Genomic DNA, 13,259 nt, shown 5'->3' on the forward strand with positions numbered 1-13,259 from the left:
AGCCCGGCCCAAGCCGGGCTTTTCGTTTGCGCGCGAGAAGCATGAAAAGCATTTGCCACGGATTCACGCGGAAAAACGCGGATCCACGCGGATAGGGCAAAAGCCCTTGAAGATGCGTTTTGCTCCGGCCTCATCCGCGTAGATTTGCTTTTGTCCGCGTTCATCCGTGGCAAAAAAGCTTTGCGCGGCCGGGCTCAGCCTTCGACGGGGTCGGCTCCCACGGCGTCGCGCGCTTGTTCGTCGAGGAAGGCCTGGATCTTCAGCATCACGTCGCGCGTGCCCTCGCGCGCGAGGCCGGAAACGATGAACCAGGGCGCGGTCCAGCCGAGCTCGGCGACCACGCGTTCGGCATGGGCACGAGCGTCTTCCGCCGGCAGCAGGTCGGCCTTGTTGAACAGCAGCCAGCGCGGCTTGTCCATCAGGCCGGCGTCGAACTTCTCCAGCTCGCGCTCGATCGCCCGCACCTGGTCGGCGGCGTCCGAGCCGTCCAGCGGCTCGACCTCGACCAGGTGCAGCAGCAGGCGGGTGCGCTGGATGTGGCGCAGGAACAGCGCGCCAAGGCCGGCGCCGTCGGCGGCGCCCTCGATCAGGCCCGGGATGTCGGCGATCACGAAGCTGCGCGCGGGCTCCACGCTGACCACGCCCAGGTTCGGATACAGCGTGGTGAACGGATAGTCCGCGACCTTGGGCGTGGCCGCCGACACCGCGCGGATGAGCGTCGACTTGCCGGCGTTGGGGAAGCCCAGCAGGCCGACGTCGGCCAGCAGCTTCAGCTCCAGGCGCAGTTCGCGCCGCTCGCCCTCCGTGCCGGGCGTGGACTGGCGCGGCGCGCGGTTCACCGAGCTCTTGAAATGCATGTTGCCCAGGCCGCCCTTGCCGCCGCGGGCCACCAGCAGACGGTCGCCATCGGCCACCAGGTCGCCGATCAGCTCGTCCGTGTCGACGTTCACCACCTGGGTGCCGACCGGCACCAGGATCACGGTGTCGTCGCCACCCTTTCCATACCGCTGCTGGCCCATGCCGTCCTGCCCGCGCTGGGCGCGGAACATCCGCTGGTGGCGGAAGTCGACCAGGGTGTTGAGGTTGCGCGTGGCCTCGAGCCAGACGTCGCCGCCGTCCCCGCCGTCGCCGCCGTCCGGTCCGCCCAGCGGGATGAACTTCTCGCGCCGGAAGCCCACGCAGCCGTTGCCGCCGTTGCCGGCGATGACGGTGATTTCGGCTTCATCTACAAGTTTCATGGCTCGGGCTGCGTCCGGTGCGGAAAGGAGCGACGTTGCGGAAACGAAAAGCCCCGCCTGAGCGGGGCCCTTCACGGAACGTGGCGCGAGGCTCAGGCCTCGGCGATCACGTTCACGGTGCGGCGCTTCTTCGGCCCCTTGGTCGTGAACTCGACCTTGCCGTCGATCAGCGCGTACAGGGTATGGTCGCGGCCGAGGCCGACGCCCGAACCCGGGTGGAACTGGGTGCCGCGCTGGCGGACGATGATGTTGCCGGCGTCGATCGCCTGGCCGCCGTACATCTTCACGCCGAGGTACTTCGGGTTGGAGTCGCGGCCGTTGCGCGAGGAACCTACGCCCTTTTTATGTGCCATGGCTGCTGCTCCTTACTTGCTGCCACCGGCAATGCCGGTGATCTCGATTTCGGTGTAGTGCTGCCGGTGGCCCATCTGCTTGCGATGGTGCTTGCGGCGGCGGAACTTCACGATGCGCACCTTGTCGGCGCGACCGTGGCCCTTGACGGTGGCGGTGACGGTGGCGCCCTTGAGCGCGTCGCCGACCTTGATGCCATCGGAATCGCCGAGCATGAGCACGTTGTCGAACGTGATCTCCTTGCCGGCCTCGACGTCAAGCAGCTCGACGCGCAGGGTCTCGCCCTGCATCACGCGGTACTGCTTGCCGCCCGTTACCAGGACTGCGTACATGACCAGACTTCCTCTGTAGTTATTGTGGTCGCCTGCCCGCCATCGAGGGCGGACAGAAGCGGAATTCTAGCTGGGCCAATGACTTGGAGTCAATCCGGGTCCAGGCCGCGGCGGACGTGGCCCGACTGGACCGGGCCGCGCGTTCGCTGCCCCCCGCGGACGGGCCACGACGGGCCACGCTTCTGGAGATCGGGGCCGATTGCCCCCATCCAAGGGGCTCGGTAGGCTGGCTGATCGCCTTCCTCCCCCCTTTTCCCCCGGACACCCGATGGCGCTGGACCTCATCCGCATCCGCGGAGCACGCACCCACAACCTCAAGGACATCAGCCTCGACCTGCCCCGGGACCGCCTGATCGTGGTCACCGGCCTGTCGGGTTCGGGCAAATCCTCGCTGGCCTTCGACACCATCTACGCCGAGGGCCAGCGCCGCTACGTCGAGTCGCTGTCGGCCTACGCCCGGCAGTTCCTGAGCGTGATGGACAAGCCCGACGTCGACCAGATCGAGGGCCTGTCGCCGGCGATCGCGATCGAGCAGAAGTCGACCTCGCACAACCCGCGCTCGACCGTGGGCACGATCACCGAGGTCTACGACTACCTGCGCCTGCTCTACGCCCGCGTGGGCCAGCCGCGCTGCCCCGACCACCACTACCCGCTCGAGGCGCAGACCGTCAGCCAGATGGTCGACCAGGTCATGGCACTGGCCGACGATCCGGCCAGCGCCGAGCGCCGCTGGATGCTGCTGGCGCCGGTGGTGCGCGAACGCAAGGGCGAGCACGCCCAGGTCTTCGAGCAGCTGCGCGCCCAGGGCTATGTGCGCGTGCGCGTGGACGGCGTGGTGCACGAGATCGACGCGGTGCCGCCGCTCGCCCTGCGCCAGAAGCACACCATCGAGGCGGTGATCGACCGCTTCCGGGTGCGCGAGGACATGCAGCAGCGACTCGCGGAGTCCTTCGAGACCGCGCTCAAGCTCGGCGACGGCATGGCAGAGGTTCGGGTGCTGGACGACGACGCGGTCGCGCCGCTGCTGTTCTCGTCGCGCTACAGCTGCCCGGTCTGCGACTACGCCCTGCCCGAGCTGGAGCCGCGGCTGTTCTCGTTCAACGCGCCCGCCGGCGCCTGCCCCACCTGCGACGGCCTGGGCGTGAGCCAGTTCTTCGACCCGGTGCGCGTGGTGGTGCATCCGGAGCTGTCGCTGGCCGCGGGCGCGGTGCGCGGCTGGGACCGCCGCAACCACTACTACTTCCAGCTGATCGCCTCGCTGGCGAAGCATTACGGCTTCGAGGTGGACACCCGCTGGAACGAGCTGCCGGACGCGGTGCGCCAGGCCGTGCTCTTCGGCAGCGGCGAGGAACGCATCGCGTTCACCTACGTGACCGAGAGCGGCGTGCGCAGCAAGCGCAGCCACCGCTTCGAGGGCATCGTGCCCAATCTCGAGCGCCGCTACCGGGAGACCGAGTCCGCGGCGGTGCGCGAGGAGCTCGCCAAGTACATCAGCGAACAGCCCTGCCCCGACTGCGGCGGCGCGCGGCTCAACCGTTCGGCGCGCAACGTGTTCGTGGCCGACCGCGCCATGCCTTCGATCGTCGTGCTGCCGATCGGCGAGGCACTGGCGTTCTTCCGGCAGCTGGAGCTGCCCGGGTGGCGCGGGGAGGTGGCCGCCCGCATCGTCAAGGAGATCCGCGAGCGCCTGGGTTTCCTGGTCGACGTGGGCCTCGACTACCTCACGCTCGAGCGCAAGGCCGATTCGCTCTCGGGCGGCGAGGCCCAGCGCATCCGCCTGGCCAGCCAGATCGGCGCCGGACTGGTGGGCGTGATGTACGTGCTCGACGAGCCGTCGATCGGCCTGCACCAGCGCGACAACGAGCGCCTGCTCGGCACCCTCACCCGCCTGCGTGACCTCGGAAACACCGTGATCGTGGTCGAGCACGACGAGGACGCCATCCGCCTGGCCGACCATCTGGTCGACATCGGCCCCGGCGCCGGCGTGCACGGCGGCGAAGTCGTGGCCCAGGGTCGCTACGAGGACATCCTGGCCGAGCCGCGCTCGCTGACCGGGCAGTACCTGTCCGGCAAGCGACGGATCGAGGTGCCGGCCACCCGCCACGCGCCGGCCGCGGGGATGGAGCTGCGCCTGCTCGGCGCCAGCGGCAACAACCTCAAGGACGTGGACCTCACCATCCACAGCGGGCTGTTCACCGTGGTCACCGGGGTCTCCGGCTCCGGCAAGTCGACGCTGATCAACGACACCCTGTATGCGCTGGCGGCGAACGAGATCAACGGCGCTTCGCACAAGCCGGCTCCGTTCCGCGAAGTGCAGGGCCTGGACCTGTTCGACAAGGTGGTCGACATCGACCAGTCGCCGATCGGTCGCACGCCGCGCTCCAACCCGGCCACCTATACCGGCCTGTTCACGCCGCTGCGCGAGCTGTTCGCGCAGGTGCCGGAATCGCGCGCCCGCGGCTACGGTCCGGGGCGCTTCAGCTTCAACGTGCGCGGGGGCCGCTGCGAGGCCTGCCAGGGCGACGGCCTGCTGAAGGTCGAGATGCACTTCCTGCCCGACGTCTACGTCCCCTGCGACGTCTGCCAGGGCAAGCGCTACAACCGCGAGACCCTGGAGATCCGCTACAAGGGCCTGAACATCCACGAGGTGCTCGAGCTCACCGTCGAGGACGCGCTGGAACTGTTCCATGCCGTGCCGGCGCTCGCGCGCAAGCTGGAGACCCTGGCCGACGTGGGGCTGGGCTACATCCGTCTCGGACAGTCGGCGACCACGCTCTCCGGCGGCGAGGCCCAGCGCGTGAAGCTGTCGAAGGAGCTCTCGCGCCGCGACACCGGACGCACGCTCTACATCCTCGACGAACCCACCACGGGCCTGCACTTCCACGACATCGACCACCTGCTGGGCGTGCTGCACAAGCTGCGCGACGACGGCAACACGGTCGTCGTCATCGAGCACAACCTCGACGTGATCAAGACCGCGGACCGCGTGATCGACCTCGGCCCCGACGGTGGCCACCGCGGCGGCGAGATCATCGCCGAGGGCACTCCCGAGGAGCTCGCGGCCATGCCGCAGTCGCACACCGGACGCTTCCTCGCCAGGCTGCTCGCCGACGGTGCGGCACGCCCCGCCGCGCCGGCGGCGGCGAAAAAGACCACCCGCCTGCGCTCCAAGGGCAAGACCGGCACCCCCACCCGCCGCCGCAAGGCCAGGACGACGCCGAACGCATGAACCGGACTCCCGACGAACACGGAAACGTGCTGCACCGACTGCCCATCGAACTGCGCTGGCGCGACCTCGACGCCTTCAACCACGTCAACAACGCCACCTTCATGACCTACCTGGAGGAGGCGCGGATCCGCTGGTTCGAGTCGCTGGACGAGGACTGGGTGACCGATGCCACCGCGCCGCTGCTGGCCGCGGTGCAGATGAACTACCGCAGCCCGATCGCCTACCCCGGATCGATCGTGGTCGAACTCACCGCCGACCGCATCGGGACCAGCAGCGTCACCCTCGGCCACCGCATCATCGGCGCCGACAGCGCCACGTTGCACGCCGACGGGCACGTGGTCATGGTCTGGATCGATCGCGCCAGCGGCCGCCCGGTGCCGCTGCCGGAGGCCGTGCGCCGGATGGCCGCCGGCTGACCGCGGTCAGCGCGAGCCGGGAGCGCGGACCTCGAAGTCGGCGCCGATATGGCGCCCGTCCCCCAGTTCCAGCTCGACCCGCACCGTGTCGCCCGCCGCCAGCGGCGAGGCGGGGCGCATCAGCATCAGATGCAGGCCGCCGGGGCGCAGCACGGCTTCGGAGCCCGCGGCCACTGGCAGTTCCAGCACCGCCCGCATCCGGCTGACGCCGTCGACCACCCGCGTCTCGTGCAGCTCGACGCGTTCGAACGCATCGCTGCGCGCGCCGGTGACGGTGACGTCGCCCGCGCACGGATTCTCGATGCGGGCGAAGCCGGCCATCATCGGCATCGGCATCGGCGGCGGACGCAGCCAGCCGTCGACGACGCGCGGCGTGCAGGCGGCATCGGCCGGCGCGCCGCCTCGCCCCTCGTCCGCGGCGGAAGCGGTCGTCGCGGCGCACAGCAGCGCCAAGGAAAGCACGATGCGAAGGAGATCGGCCATGCGCCCTATGATAGGCCTCCCCGGCACGCAGGACCGCATGCGCATGACCACCCTCATCGAGACCATCGACCACGGCCGGATCACCGAGCTCAGGCTGGCGCGCCCACCGGTCAACGCGCTCGATCCCGCGCTGTGCCGGGCGCTGGCCGACGCCGTCCCGGCCGCGATCGCCGCCGGCGCCGACGGCCTGGTGCTGTCGGGAGGCGAGAAGGTGTTCTCCGCCGGACTCGACGTGCCCCACCTGCTGTCGCTGGATTCACGCGAGGCGCTGGGCGCGGCCTGGACCGGGTTTCTCGATGCGGCACGCGCGCTGGCGACCTCGGAGGTGCCGGTGGCGGCCGCGATCACCGGCCATTCGCCGGCCGGCGGCTGCGTGCTCGCGCTGTGCTGCGATTACCGGGTGATGGCCGAAGGCGCGTTCCGCATCGGCCTCAACGAGACCCAGGTCGGCCTGGTCGCGCCGGAAGGCATCCAGCACCTGATGCGCCGCGTGGTCGGCCCCCATCGCGCCGAGCGGCTGCTGGTCGGCGGCGAGCTGGTGGAAAGCGCGCGCGCGCTCGAACTCGGGCTGGTCGACGCGCTCGCCGGACCCGGGCAGGTGGTGGAGGCCGCCTGCGCCTGGCTGGAGGCGCTGCTGGCGCTGCCGCGCACGCCGGTGCTGCGCACGCGCCTGATCGCACGCGCCGACCTGCATGCCGCACTGGATCCGGCGCGCATCGACATCGACACCTTCATCGATGCCTGGAACGATCCCGACACCCAGGCCGGCCTGCGCGCTCTGGTCGCGCGCCTCGGCAAATAGCGCCGCCCGGTCAGTCCTGCCCGGTGGCGACCGGGCGCGCCGGATCCTCGATCCAGCCGCTCCAGGAGCCCGTGTACAGCCCGGCACCTTCCAGCCCTGCATGCGCCATCGCCAGCAGGTGGTGGCAGGCGGTGACGCCGGAGCCGCACATCGCCACCGTCCGCAAGGGGTTCCCCCCTCCGGGCAGCGCGGCGAACTCCTCCGCAAGCTCGCTGCGCGGCTTGAAGCGCCCGTCGGCGAGGTTCTCCGCATAGGGGCGCGAGGTCGCGCCCGGGACGTGGCCGGCGCGTGCATCGATCGGCTCGGCATCGCCACGGAAGCGTTCGGCGCCGCGTGCGTCCAGCAGCAGACCGCCGGCGTCGAGGTGCGCCTGCACGCGCGCCGCGTCGAAGAGCCGCGTCTGGTCGAACGTCACCGGATACGGCGGCGCCGGCTCCGCCTCCGGGACCGTTCCATCCACGGGATGGCCTTCCGCCCGCCAGGCGGCGAAGCCGCCGTCCAGCACCGCCACCCGCCTGTGGCCGGCCATGCGCAGCAGGCACCAGGCGCGCGCGGCGAAGGCGCCGTCGGCGGCGTCGTACGCCACCACCTGGTGTCCGGGCGTGATGCCCAGCGCGCCCAGGCTGCGGCCGAAGGCGCGGGCGTCGGGCCAGGGATGGCGCCCCGCGCCCGGGACGTGCGCGCCGGAGAGGTCGCGATCCAGGTGCACGTAGCGCGCGCCCGGGACATGGCCTTCGCGCCACGCCGCCTCGCCGGCGCCCGGGTCGCCCAGGGAGAAGCGCGCATCGAGGACGACCAGCATCGGGTCGTCCAGGGCCGCGGCCAGCTGCGCGGGCGACACCAGGGTGGTCCACGGGGGCGATGGGTTCATGGCAGTCCTCCGGCCGCGAGCAGGCGCTGGCGCAGGTTGTACAGGATCGAGGCGGTGGCGCCCCAGACGCGCTGCCGGGGGGGCCGCGGCATGGCGGCGGTATTCCAGCACATGGCGCTCGCGGCCGCCGAAGCGGATCGCGATCCGTGCCAGGTTCTCGGGCGCCATCAGCCAGGCCAGGGGCAGGCTGAAGACCTCGGCCACCTCGCCCGGCCGCGGCCGCGGCTCGAAATCCGCCGGTATCCGCGCCACCACCGGCAGCACGCGGAAACCGGACACGGTCGCGAGCGGGTCGAGATAGCCCAGCACGCTCACGTCCACGGGACGCAGCCCGATCTCCTCGTCGGCTTCGCGCAGGGCAGCGGCCAGGGGACCGGCGTCGCCGGGATCCACGCGCCCGCCGGGGAAGCTCACCTGTCCGCCGTGGTTGCGCAGGCCGTCGTCGCGGCGGGTCAGGATGACGCTGGTCTCGCGCTCCCCGACCAGTGGCACCAGCACCGCGGCATCCGCGAGCGCGGCGCGCGGCGGCAGCAGGCCGCGCAGTTCGTCCAGGTTCCAGGCCGGTCCCACCGGAACCGCGTTCGGCGGATCCAGCGCGGCCTGCAGCGCGGCGTCGGCAGGCATGGGCGCCATCAGCCGCGCCGCAGCTCGCGCGCGGGCAGCACGCTGTCCATCAGGTGCGCGCGCCGCGCGTCGTCCATCCCCAGCCAGCCGGCGATCTCATCGCGCGTCCGCAGGCAGCCGTCGCACAGGCCGTCGTCGTTGATGGTGCAGACGCCGATGCAGGGACTCTGCACGGCACGGAAGGCGGTCTCCATCCTCGTTCCCGGATCGCGGGCCTCCAAACGAAAACGCGCCGGCATGGGCCGGCGCGTCCTTGAACACGGGCGGGCGTCTGTCCTCGGACATGCGGCCCACCACCATGGCCGGGCGCCCTTCGGCGCCCCGCGGTCACTTGACGCTGACCAGCTTGACGTCGAACACCACCGCCTGGTTGGCCATGCGGCCGGCGCGGATGTCGGTGCCGTAGGCCTTGTCGCCCGGGAGCACGATCTCCCAGCGCGAACCGGCCGGCATCTGCAGCAGCGCTTCGCGCAGGCCGGTGAGCGGCACCTGGCTGACCTTCAGCTCGACCGGCGCCGGCGTCTGGCCCTCCGGCACCTGGTTGGTGTCGATCAGCACGGTGCCGTCCGGCAGCGAGCCCTTGTAGGTCAGGGCGACGTCGCTGGCCTGGGTCGGCTTGGCGCCCTTGCCGGCCTCGATCACGCGGTACTGCACGCCGCCGGGCAGCGTCTGCACGCCGGGCTTGCTCTTGTTCTGGGCCAGGAAGCTGTCGCTGGCCGCCTTGTTGGCGTCGGAGAGCTTCTTGAACTCGGCCTCCATCTTGGCCTGCTGGCGCTTCTGCATGTTCTCGACCGCGGTGCGCAGCTGGTCGACAGGCACCGCCGGCTCCTTCTTGCCGTAGGCGTCCTGCAGGGCCTTGACGACGGTGTCGATGTCGACCGCCTCGCCGCGCGCGGTCAGCTCGGCGAGCTCGGCGCCGGTGTTGTAGCCGATCGCATAGCTGAGCTTCCCCTTCTCGGAGGTGGTGTCCTGGGCGGCGGCGGTGCCGGCGACCAGCATGGTGGCCGCGACGGCGGCGGCGAGCAGGCGCAACTTCATTCGTGGGACTCTCCGGAAAGACGGATTGTTTGGGTCCGAACGCGGCGGGGCGGCCTGGCCGCCCCGTCTGGACACGCTAGGATACTGGCCCCAGTGCTTAACCGCCACTGACACCGCTGCTTCCGACACATACCGGCCCGGGAAGTTCCCCTGCCGGCTCCGACCGCGAGAATTTCATGTCCGAACTCATCCTGGCCGCCGACCACGGCGCCGTCCGCGTCCTCACCGTCAATCGCCCGGACAAGCTGAACGCGCTGAACCGGGCGACGCTCGAGGCCCTGCAGGCCGCCTTCGACGCCGCGGCGGACGATGATGGCGTGCGTGCGGTCGTCCTCACCGGCAGCGGCACCCGGGCCTTCGTCGCCGGCGCCGACATCGCCGCGATGTCGTCGCTGAGCGCGGTGCAGGCGCGCGATTTCTCCCTGCTCGGCCAGCGCCTGATGCGGCGCATGGAACGCATGCCCAAGCCGGTCGTGGCGATGGTCAACGGTTTCGCCCTGGGCGGCGGGCTCGAGCTGGCGATGTGCTGCCACCTGCGCATCGCCGCCGACACCGCGAAGCTCGGCCTGCCCGAGGTCACCCTGGGCCTGCTGCCGGGCTTCGGCGGCACCCAGCGCCTGCTTCGCCTCGTGGGCCGCGCGGCCGCCCTGGAGCTGACCCTGCTCGGCGCGCCGGTCGATGCCGCGCGCGCGCTCGAGCTCGGCCTCGTCAACCGCGTGGTGTCCGCCGCGGAACTCGAGGCGGAGACCATGGCTCTGGCGGCGAAGCTGGCGGGCAACGCGCCGCTGGCGATGCGGGGCATCCTCGACGCCATCCACGTCGGCGGCGAGTGTGGCCTGGACGACGGCCTCGAGTATGAAAGCGCACAGTTCGGCCTGGCCTTCGCCACCGAGGACGCGCGCGAAGGCATGACCGCCTTCATCGAGCGCCGCAAACCGGCATTCAACGGCCGCTGAGCATGTCCCGGCCCGACGTGCCCGATGCCGCGACGGCGCGGCGCATGCTGGCGCTGCTGCGCGAGGACGAGCTAGACGCCGCGATCGAAGCCGGCCTGACGCGCTTCGAACCGCTGGACGCCCTGGATGACGCGGACAACCAAACGCTCGCCGGCGCGCGCGACCGGCTGCTCGCCGCCTGGGCCGCGCGTGACCGCCACCGGACCCGCGCAGCCCGGCTGCAGCGAAACGCAGACGAACGCGTACGCGCGGCGCGACCGGCGCGCCCTCAGGCGCTCGCCGGAACCACTGCCGGCAGTGCGGGAACGGATACGGAGACGGTGGACGTCGACGCCGATACACCGCCCGCGACCGATTCCGCCGGCATGCATCCGGTCCCGCCGCGCCCCGCCCTGCCCGCCACGGCCGCCGCGGCGCTCGCCCGCGCCAGGGCGCGCGCATCGGGAAAGTCCCCGTGAGCGCCGCGCGCGAACGGCGCGGGCGCGTGATGCCCACCGCGCATGTGCACGAAATGTTCAGGCGCCTGCGCGAGCTCGATCCGAAGCCGGCCACCGAGCTCGAGTACTCGACGCCCTATGAGCTGCTGGTGGCGGTGACGCTGTCGGCGCAGGCGACCGATGTCGGCGTCAACAAGGCCACGCGGCGGCTGTTCCCGGTGGCGAACACGCCCGCGGCGATCGCCGCGCTCGGCGAGGAAGGGCTCAAGCCTTACATCAACACGATCGGCCTCTACAACGCCAAGGCCGCCAACGTGGCCGCCATGGCCAGGCTGTTGCTGGAACGGCATGGCGGCGAAGTCCCGCGCACGCGCGAGGAGCTCGAAGCCTTGCCGGGCGTGGGTCGCAAGACCGCGAACGTGGTGCTCAACACCGCCTTCGGACAGCCGACCATGGCGGTGGACACGCATATCTTCCGCGTCTCCAACCGCACCGGCCTGGCCCATGGCAAGGACGTGCGCGCCGTCGAGGACCGCCTGCTGAAACGAGTGCCGGAGGAATTCCTGAAGGACGCCCATCACTGGCTGATCCTGCACGGCCGTTATGTCTGCAAGGCGCGCCGTCCGGAGTGCGGACCCTGTGTGATCCGCGACCTCTGCACCTACCCGGACAAGACACCGGCCGGCGCCTGAGCGCCCGCCGGCAGGGGCGCGATCAGCGCGCCGCGGTCCAGCTCACGGTGACAGTGGGGTCCAGCGGCAGCACGCTCTTGCTGGAGAAGCGCTGGGCGTCCGGCCCGGTCCAGCTGCAGGCCGAAGGCGACGACCACGGACCGAGGTAGCAGACCGGCCACAGCAGGGTGGACGGCACCGCCTGCCCGGCGACCTGCTCGCTGGCGAACCGCCAGTCGCGCGAGGCCTTCGCCGCCGCGCTGGCCATCGCACGCGAGACGGTGCCGGTGGCCGCGTGGACGTCGGACCGGCGCACCGAACCATCGGGCGCGACCTCGAGGCGCAGCACCACCATGCCTTCGTTGCCGGCGAGCTGGTCGCGCATGGGGTATTCGGGCGGGGTCATCGACGCCAGCGCCGGCCCGGTGGTCGCCGAGATCACCTCATAGCCGCCGCCGACCGCCTCCTCGACCACGACGCGGAGATAGGTCCGCGATGCCGCCCCCACGTCGCCCGGGCTGAACACCCAGCCGCGGATCCCGGCGAGCAGGGCGTCGTTGGCGGCGCCGGGCACGGCGCCGTGCGGCTCCAGGCTGGCGATGCGGCCGTCGGCGTCAAGCGCCACGGCGTAGGTGTAGACCTGCTGCGTCGCCTGCGGCGGGGCGTCGGATGCCACCGCCGAGAAAGGCAGCGCCAGGGAAAGGAGAAGGGGGATCGCGATCCGCTGCATGTCAGTGCTCCCGCGCACGAGGCGCCTTCAGGTGATGGAGCGATCACACTACGTGCGCACATTGCGTGGGTTACACCTCGATGACAAAGCGGGTCCGCATGGATGAACGGCATGCAATGACCGACGAGCGGTCCAGGTGCGGGCGGTCGTAGGCGAAGAACACCGCATTGCCCTTCACCGCCGCCACCTCGAAGCGGGCGTCGGGGAACGTGGTCGCACCGCCGCGGGCGGGCGTGTTGAGGTACATCACGATCGACGCCACCCGCTGACCGCCGCGCGACAGCGCCACATGGGCGCCCGGGCGGTCCGGATCGAAGTAGTCATGGTGTGGCCGGTACTCCGCACCCGGGCCATAGCGGAGCAGCTGCAGACCCTCTCCGTTCTCGAGCGGCCAGTCGGCCAGGGCCGCCAGGCGACGCTCGATGCGGGCGCAGAGCGCGTTCTCGCCCCTGCGGAAGAACATGCCCTCGCTGCTGCGGGCCACGTGCGCCTCGTCGGCGCCGGTGTCCGGGTTGAACACCGCAGAAGGGCGCAGGCGCTGGCGCCCCATCTCCACCAGGGCGTCGCACTCTTCGTCCGACAGCACGCCGCCGAAGACCACCACCCGCGGATGCAGCATGTTCGCCAGCACCGCGACCCGACGGTCGCCCGCGTCGATCATCGACGGGCCGTTCATCACCACCGGTGCCGGCACCTTCTCCGGCAGGGGCAGGTCGTGCTCGCGCGCGTGCGCCGCCAGATGTCCGCGCATGGCGTCCTCCAGTGCGGTGACCGCGGCCTCTTCCTCCCAGCCCCGGTCGACCAGCGCCGCCACCACGTCCTCGGGCGACGCACCGGCGCGCACCTGTCCCAGCAGCCATTGCAGGAGCGCGTCGTCGATCACCGGTGTGTCCATGGGTCCGCCCTGGAAGGAGTCGTGCGACCGCCAGCAAGCATGCGCGAGATGACAGCCGGATGACATCCGACGCATTCCGGTCATCGGACCGCCACAAATGACAGCCGGGCGAACAATTCATTTCGATGAAAGAAAGCTGTCACGGGGGGTCTCTAGGCTTCGTCGCCGAACCATCGGAACGCAGCG

At 71.1% G+C, this 13,259-nt stretch carries 14 protein-coding genes and 1 pseudogene; 6 read left to right on the forward strand and 9 right to left on the reverse strand.

From position 1 onward, the window contains the following. Positions 1-194: 194 nt before the first annotated feature. From cgtA to rplU, 3 genes are all read right to left on the reverse strand, one after another. Positions 195-1,238, reverse strand: coding sequence for an Obg family GTPase CgtA (gene cgtA, locus FPZ22_RS02930; protein WP_144890106.1), 1,044 nt, complete (start codon positions 1,236-1,238; stop codon positions 195-197). Positions 1,239-1,330: 92 nt separating this feature from the next. After that, positions 1,331-1,591 carry a 50S ribosomal protein L27 gene (gene rpmA / locus FPZ22_RS02935; protein ID WP_144890109.1) on the reverse strand — a complete coding sequence of 87 codons (261 nt, stop codon included), beginning with the start codon at positions 1,589-1,591 and terminating at the stop codon, positions 1,331-1,333. Positions 1,592-1,603: 12 nt separating this feature from the next. Further along, positions 1,604-1,921, reverse strand: a complete 318-nt coding sequence (gene rplU, locus FPZ22_RS02940) for a 50S ribosomal protein L21 (protein WP_144890112.1) — start codon at positions 1,919-1,921, stop codon at positions 1,604-1,606. Positions 1,922-2,189: 268 nt separating this feature from the next. Between rplU and uvrA the strand changes: the two genes are divergently transcribed. Together uvrA and FPZ22_RS02950 are read left to right on the forward strand one after the other, a co-directional pair. After that, positions 2,190-5,150 carry an excinuclease ABC subunit UvrA gene (gene uvrA / locus FPZ22_RS02945; RefSeq protein WP_144890115.1) on the forward strand — a complete coding sequence of 987 codons (2,961 nt, stop codon included), beginning with the start codon at positions 2,190-2,192 and terminating at the stop codon, positions 5,148-5,150. Further along, the gene (locus FPZ22_RS02950; RefSeq protein ID WP_144890118.1) at positions 5,147-5,566 is read left to right on the forward strand and encodes an acyl-CoA thioesterase; all 420 of its coding nucleotides are present in this window, start codon (positions 5,147-5,149) and stop codon (positions 5,564-5,566) included. The genes uvrA and FPZ22_RS02950 overlap by 4 nt, the downstream gene beginning before the upstream one ends. Before the next feature lie 6 nt (positions 5,567-5,572). On the opposite strand, the gene FPZ22_RS02955 is transcribed toward FPZ22_RS02950, so the two are convergent. Further along, the gene (locus tag FPZ22_RS02955) at positions 5,573-6,049 is read right to left on the reverse strand and encodes a copper chaperone PCu(A)C (RefSeq protein ID WP_144890121.1); all 477 of its coding nucleotides are present in this window, start codon (positions 6,047-6,049) and stop codon (positions 5,573-5,575) included. 43 nt (positions 6,050-6,092) lie between these two features. Here FPZ22_RS02955 and FPZ22_RS02960 point away from each other — a divergent pair, with 43 nt between their 5' ends. Beyond that, positions 6,093-6,851: an enoyl-CoA hydratase/isomerase family protein gene (locus FPZ22_RS02960; RefSeq protein ID WP_144890124.1), complete on the forward strand. Its 759-nt coding sequence runs from the start codon at positions 6,093-6,095 to the stop codon at positions 6,849-6,851. 10 nt (positions 6,852-6,861) lie between these two features. Here the strand turns inward: FPZ22_RS02960 and FPZ22_RS13745 are convergent, their stop codons facing one another. The 3 genes and pseudogenes from FPZ22_RS13745 to FPZ22_RS02975 form a co-directional block, all read right to left on the reverse strand. After that, the gene (locus FPZ22_RS13745; protein ID WP_144890127.1) at positions 6,862-7,722 is read right to left on the reverse strand and encodes a sulfurtransferase; all 861 of its coding nucleotides are present in this window, start codon (positions 7,720-7,722) and stop codon (positions 6,862-6,864) included. Continuing rightward, a pseudogene (locus FPZ22_RS13750) lies at positions 7,719-8,540 on the reverse strand (CoA pyrophosphatase). The gene FPZ22_RS13745 and the pseudogene FPZ22_RS13750 overlap by 4 nt, the downstream one beginning before the upstream one ends. Before the next feature lie 133 nt (positions 8,541-8,673). Continuing rightward, positions 8,674-9,384 carry an FKBP-type peptidyl-prolyl cis-trans isomerase N-terminal domain-containing protein gene (locus FPZ22_RS02975; protein ID WP_144890130.1) on the reverse strand — a complete coding sequence of 237 codons (711 nt, stop codon included), beginning with the start codon at positions 9,382-9,384 and terminating at the stop codon, positions 8,674-8,676. A 176-nt stretch (positions 9,385-9,560) separates the two neighbouring features. On the opposite strand from FPZ22_RS02975, the gene FPZ22_RS02980 reads away from it, so the two are divergent. Genes FPZ22_RS02980 through nth form a run of 3 tightly spaced genes read left to right on the forward strand, consistent with a single transcriptional unit; the run spans position 9,561 to position 11,469 of the window. Continuing rightward, positions 9,561-10,340 (forward strand): enoyl-CoA hydratase-related protein, encoded by a 780-nt coding sequence (locus FPZ22_RS02980; RefSeq protein WP_144890133.1) that lies wholly within the window; start codon positions 9,561-9,563, stop codon positions 10,338-10,340. A 2-nt stretch (positions 10,341-10,342) separates the two neighbouring features. Next, positions 10,343-10,798 (forward strand): hypothetical protein, encoded by a 456-nt coding sequence (locus FPZ22_RS02985; protein ID WP_144890136.1) that lies wholly within the window; start codon positions 10,343-10,345, stop codon positions 10,796-10,798. Positions 10,799-10,827: 29 nt separating this feature from the next. Beyond that, positions 10,828-11,469: an endonuclease III gene (nth, locus tag FPZ22_RS02990; RefSeq protein WP_144893879.1), complete on the forward strand. Its 642-nt coding sequence runs from the start codon at positions 10,828-10,830 to the stop codon at positions 11,467-11,469. 22 nt (positions 11,470-11,491) lie between these two features. Here nth and FPZ22_RS02995 read toward each other — a convergent pair whose 3' ends face one another. Continuing rightward, positions 11,492-12,178 (reverse strand): TonB family protein, encoded by a 687-nt coding sequence (locus FPZ22_RS02995; protein WP_144890139.1) that lies wholly within the window; start codon positions 12,176-12,178, stop codon positions 11,492-11,494. A 70-nt stretch (positions 12,179-12,248) separates the two neighbouring features. Further along, complete coding sequence (locus FPZ22_RS03000; RefSeq protein ID WP_144890142.1) at positions 12,249-13,073, reverse strand: 2OG-Fe(II) oxygenase; 825 nt, start codon at positions 13,071-13,073, stop codon at positions 12,249-12,251. Positions 13,074-13,259: the final 186 nt, after the last annotated feature.

The sequence above is a fragment of the Luteimonas granuli genome, assembly GCF_007795095.1.
GTDB lineage: Bacteria > Pseudomonadota > Gammaproteobacteria > Xanthomonadales > Xanthomonadaceae > Luteimonas > Luteimonas granuli.

Bases quoted from the DNA above. Each gene is read 5' to 3' on its own strand.
- cgtA (WP_144890106.1), bottom strand. From the start codon at position 1,238: ATGAAACTTGTAGATGAAGCCGAAATCACCGTCATCGCCGGCAACGGC.
- rpmA (WP_144890109.1), bottom strand. From the start codon at position 1,591: ATGGCACATAAAAAGGGCGTAGGTTCCTCGCGCAACGGCCGCGACTCC.
- rplU (WP_144890112.1), bottom strand. From the start codon at position 1,921: ATGTACGCAGTCCTGGTAACGGGCGGCAAGCAGTACCGCGTGATGCAG.
- uvrA (WP_144890115.1), top strand. From the start codon at position 2,190: ATGGCGCTGGACCTCATCCGCATCCGCGGAGCACGCACCCACAACCTC.
- FPZ22_RS02950 (WP_144890118.1), top strand. From the start codon at position 5,147: ATGAACCGGACTCCCGACGAACACGGAAACGTGCTGCACCGACTGCCC.
- FPZ22_RS02955 (WP_144890121.1), bottom strand. From the start codon at position 6,049: ATGGCCGATCTCCTTCGCATCGTGCTTTCCTTGGCGCTGCTGTGCGCC.
- FPZ22_RS02960 (WP_144890124.1), top strand. From the start codon at position 6,093: ATGACCACCCTCATCGAGACCATCGACCACGGCCGGATCACCGAGCTC.
- FPZ22_RS13745 (WP_144890127.1), bottom strand. From the start codon at position 7,722: ATGAACCCATCGCCCCCGTGGACCACCCTGGTGTCGCCCGCGCAGCTG.
- FPZ22_RS02975 (WP_144890130.1), bottom strand. From the start codon at position 9,384: ATGAAGTTGCGCCTGCTCGCCGCCGCCGTCGCGGCCACCATGCTGGTC.
- FPZ22_RS02980 (WP_144890133.1), top strand. From the start codon at position 9,561: ATGTCCGAACTCATCCTGGCCGCCGACCACGGCGCCGTCCGCGTCCTC.
- FPZ22_RS02985 (WP_144890136.1), top strand. From the start codon at position 10,343: ATGTCCCGGCCCGACGTGCCCGATGCCGCGACGGCGCGGCGCATGCTG.
- nth (WP_144893879.1), top strand. From the start codon at position 10,828: ATGCCCACCGCGCATGTGCACGAAATGTTCAGGCGCCTGCGCGAGCTC.
- FPZ22_RS02995 (WP_144890139.1), bottom strand. From the start codon at position 12,178: ATGCAGCGGATCGCGATCCCCCTTCTCCTTTCCCTGGCGCTGCCTTTC.
- FPZ22_RS03000 (WP_144890142.1), bottom strand. From the start codon at position 13,073: ATGGACACACCGGTGATCGACGACGCGCTCCTGCAATGGCTGCTGGGA.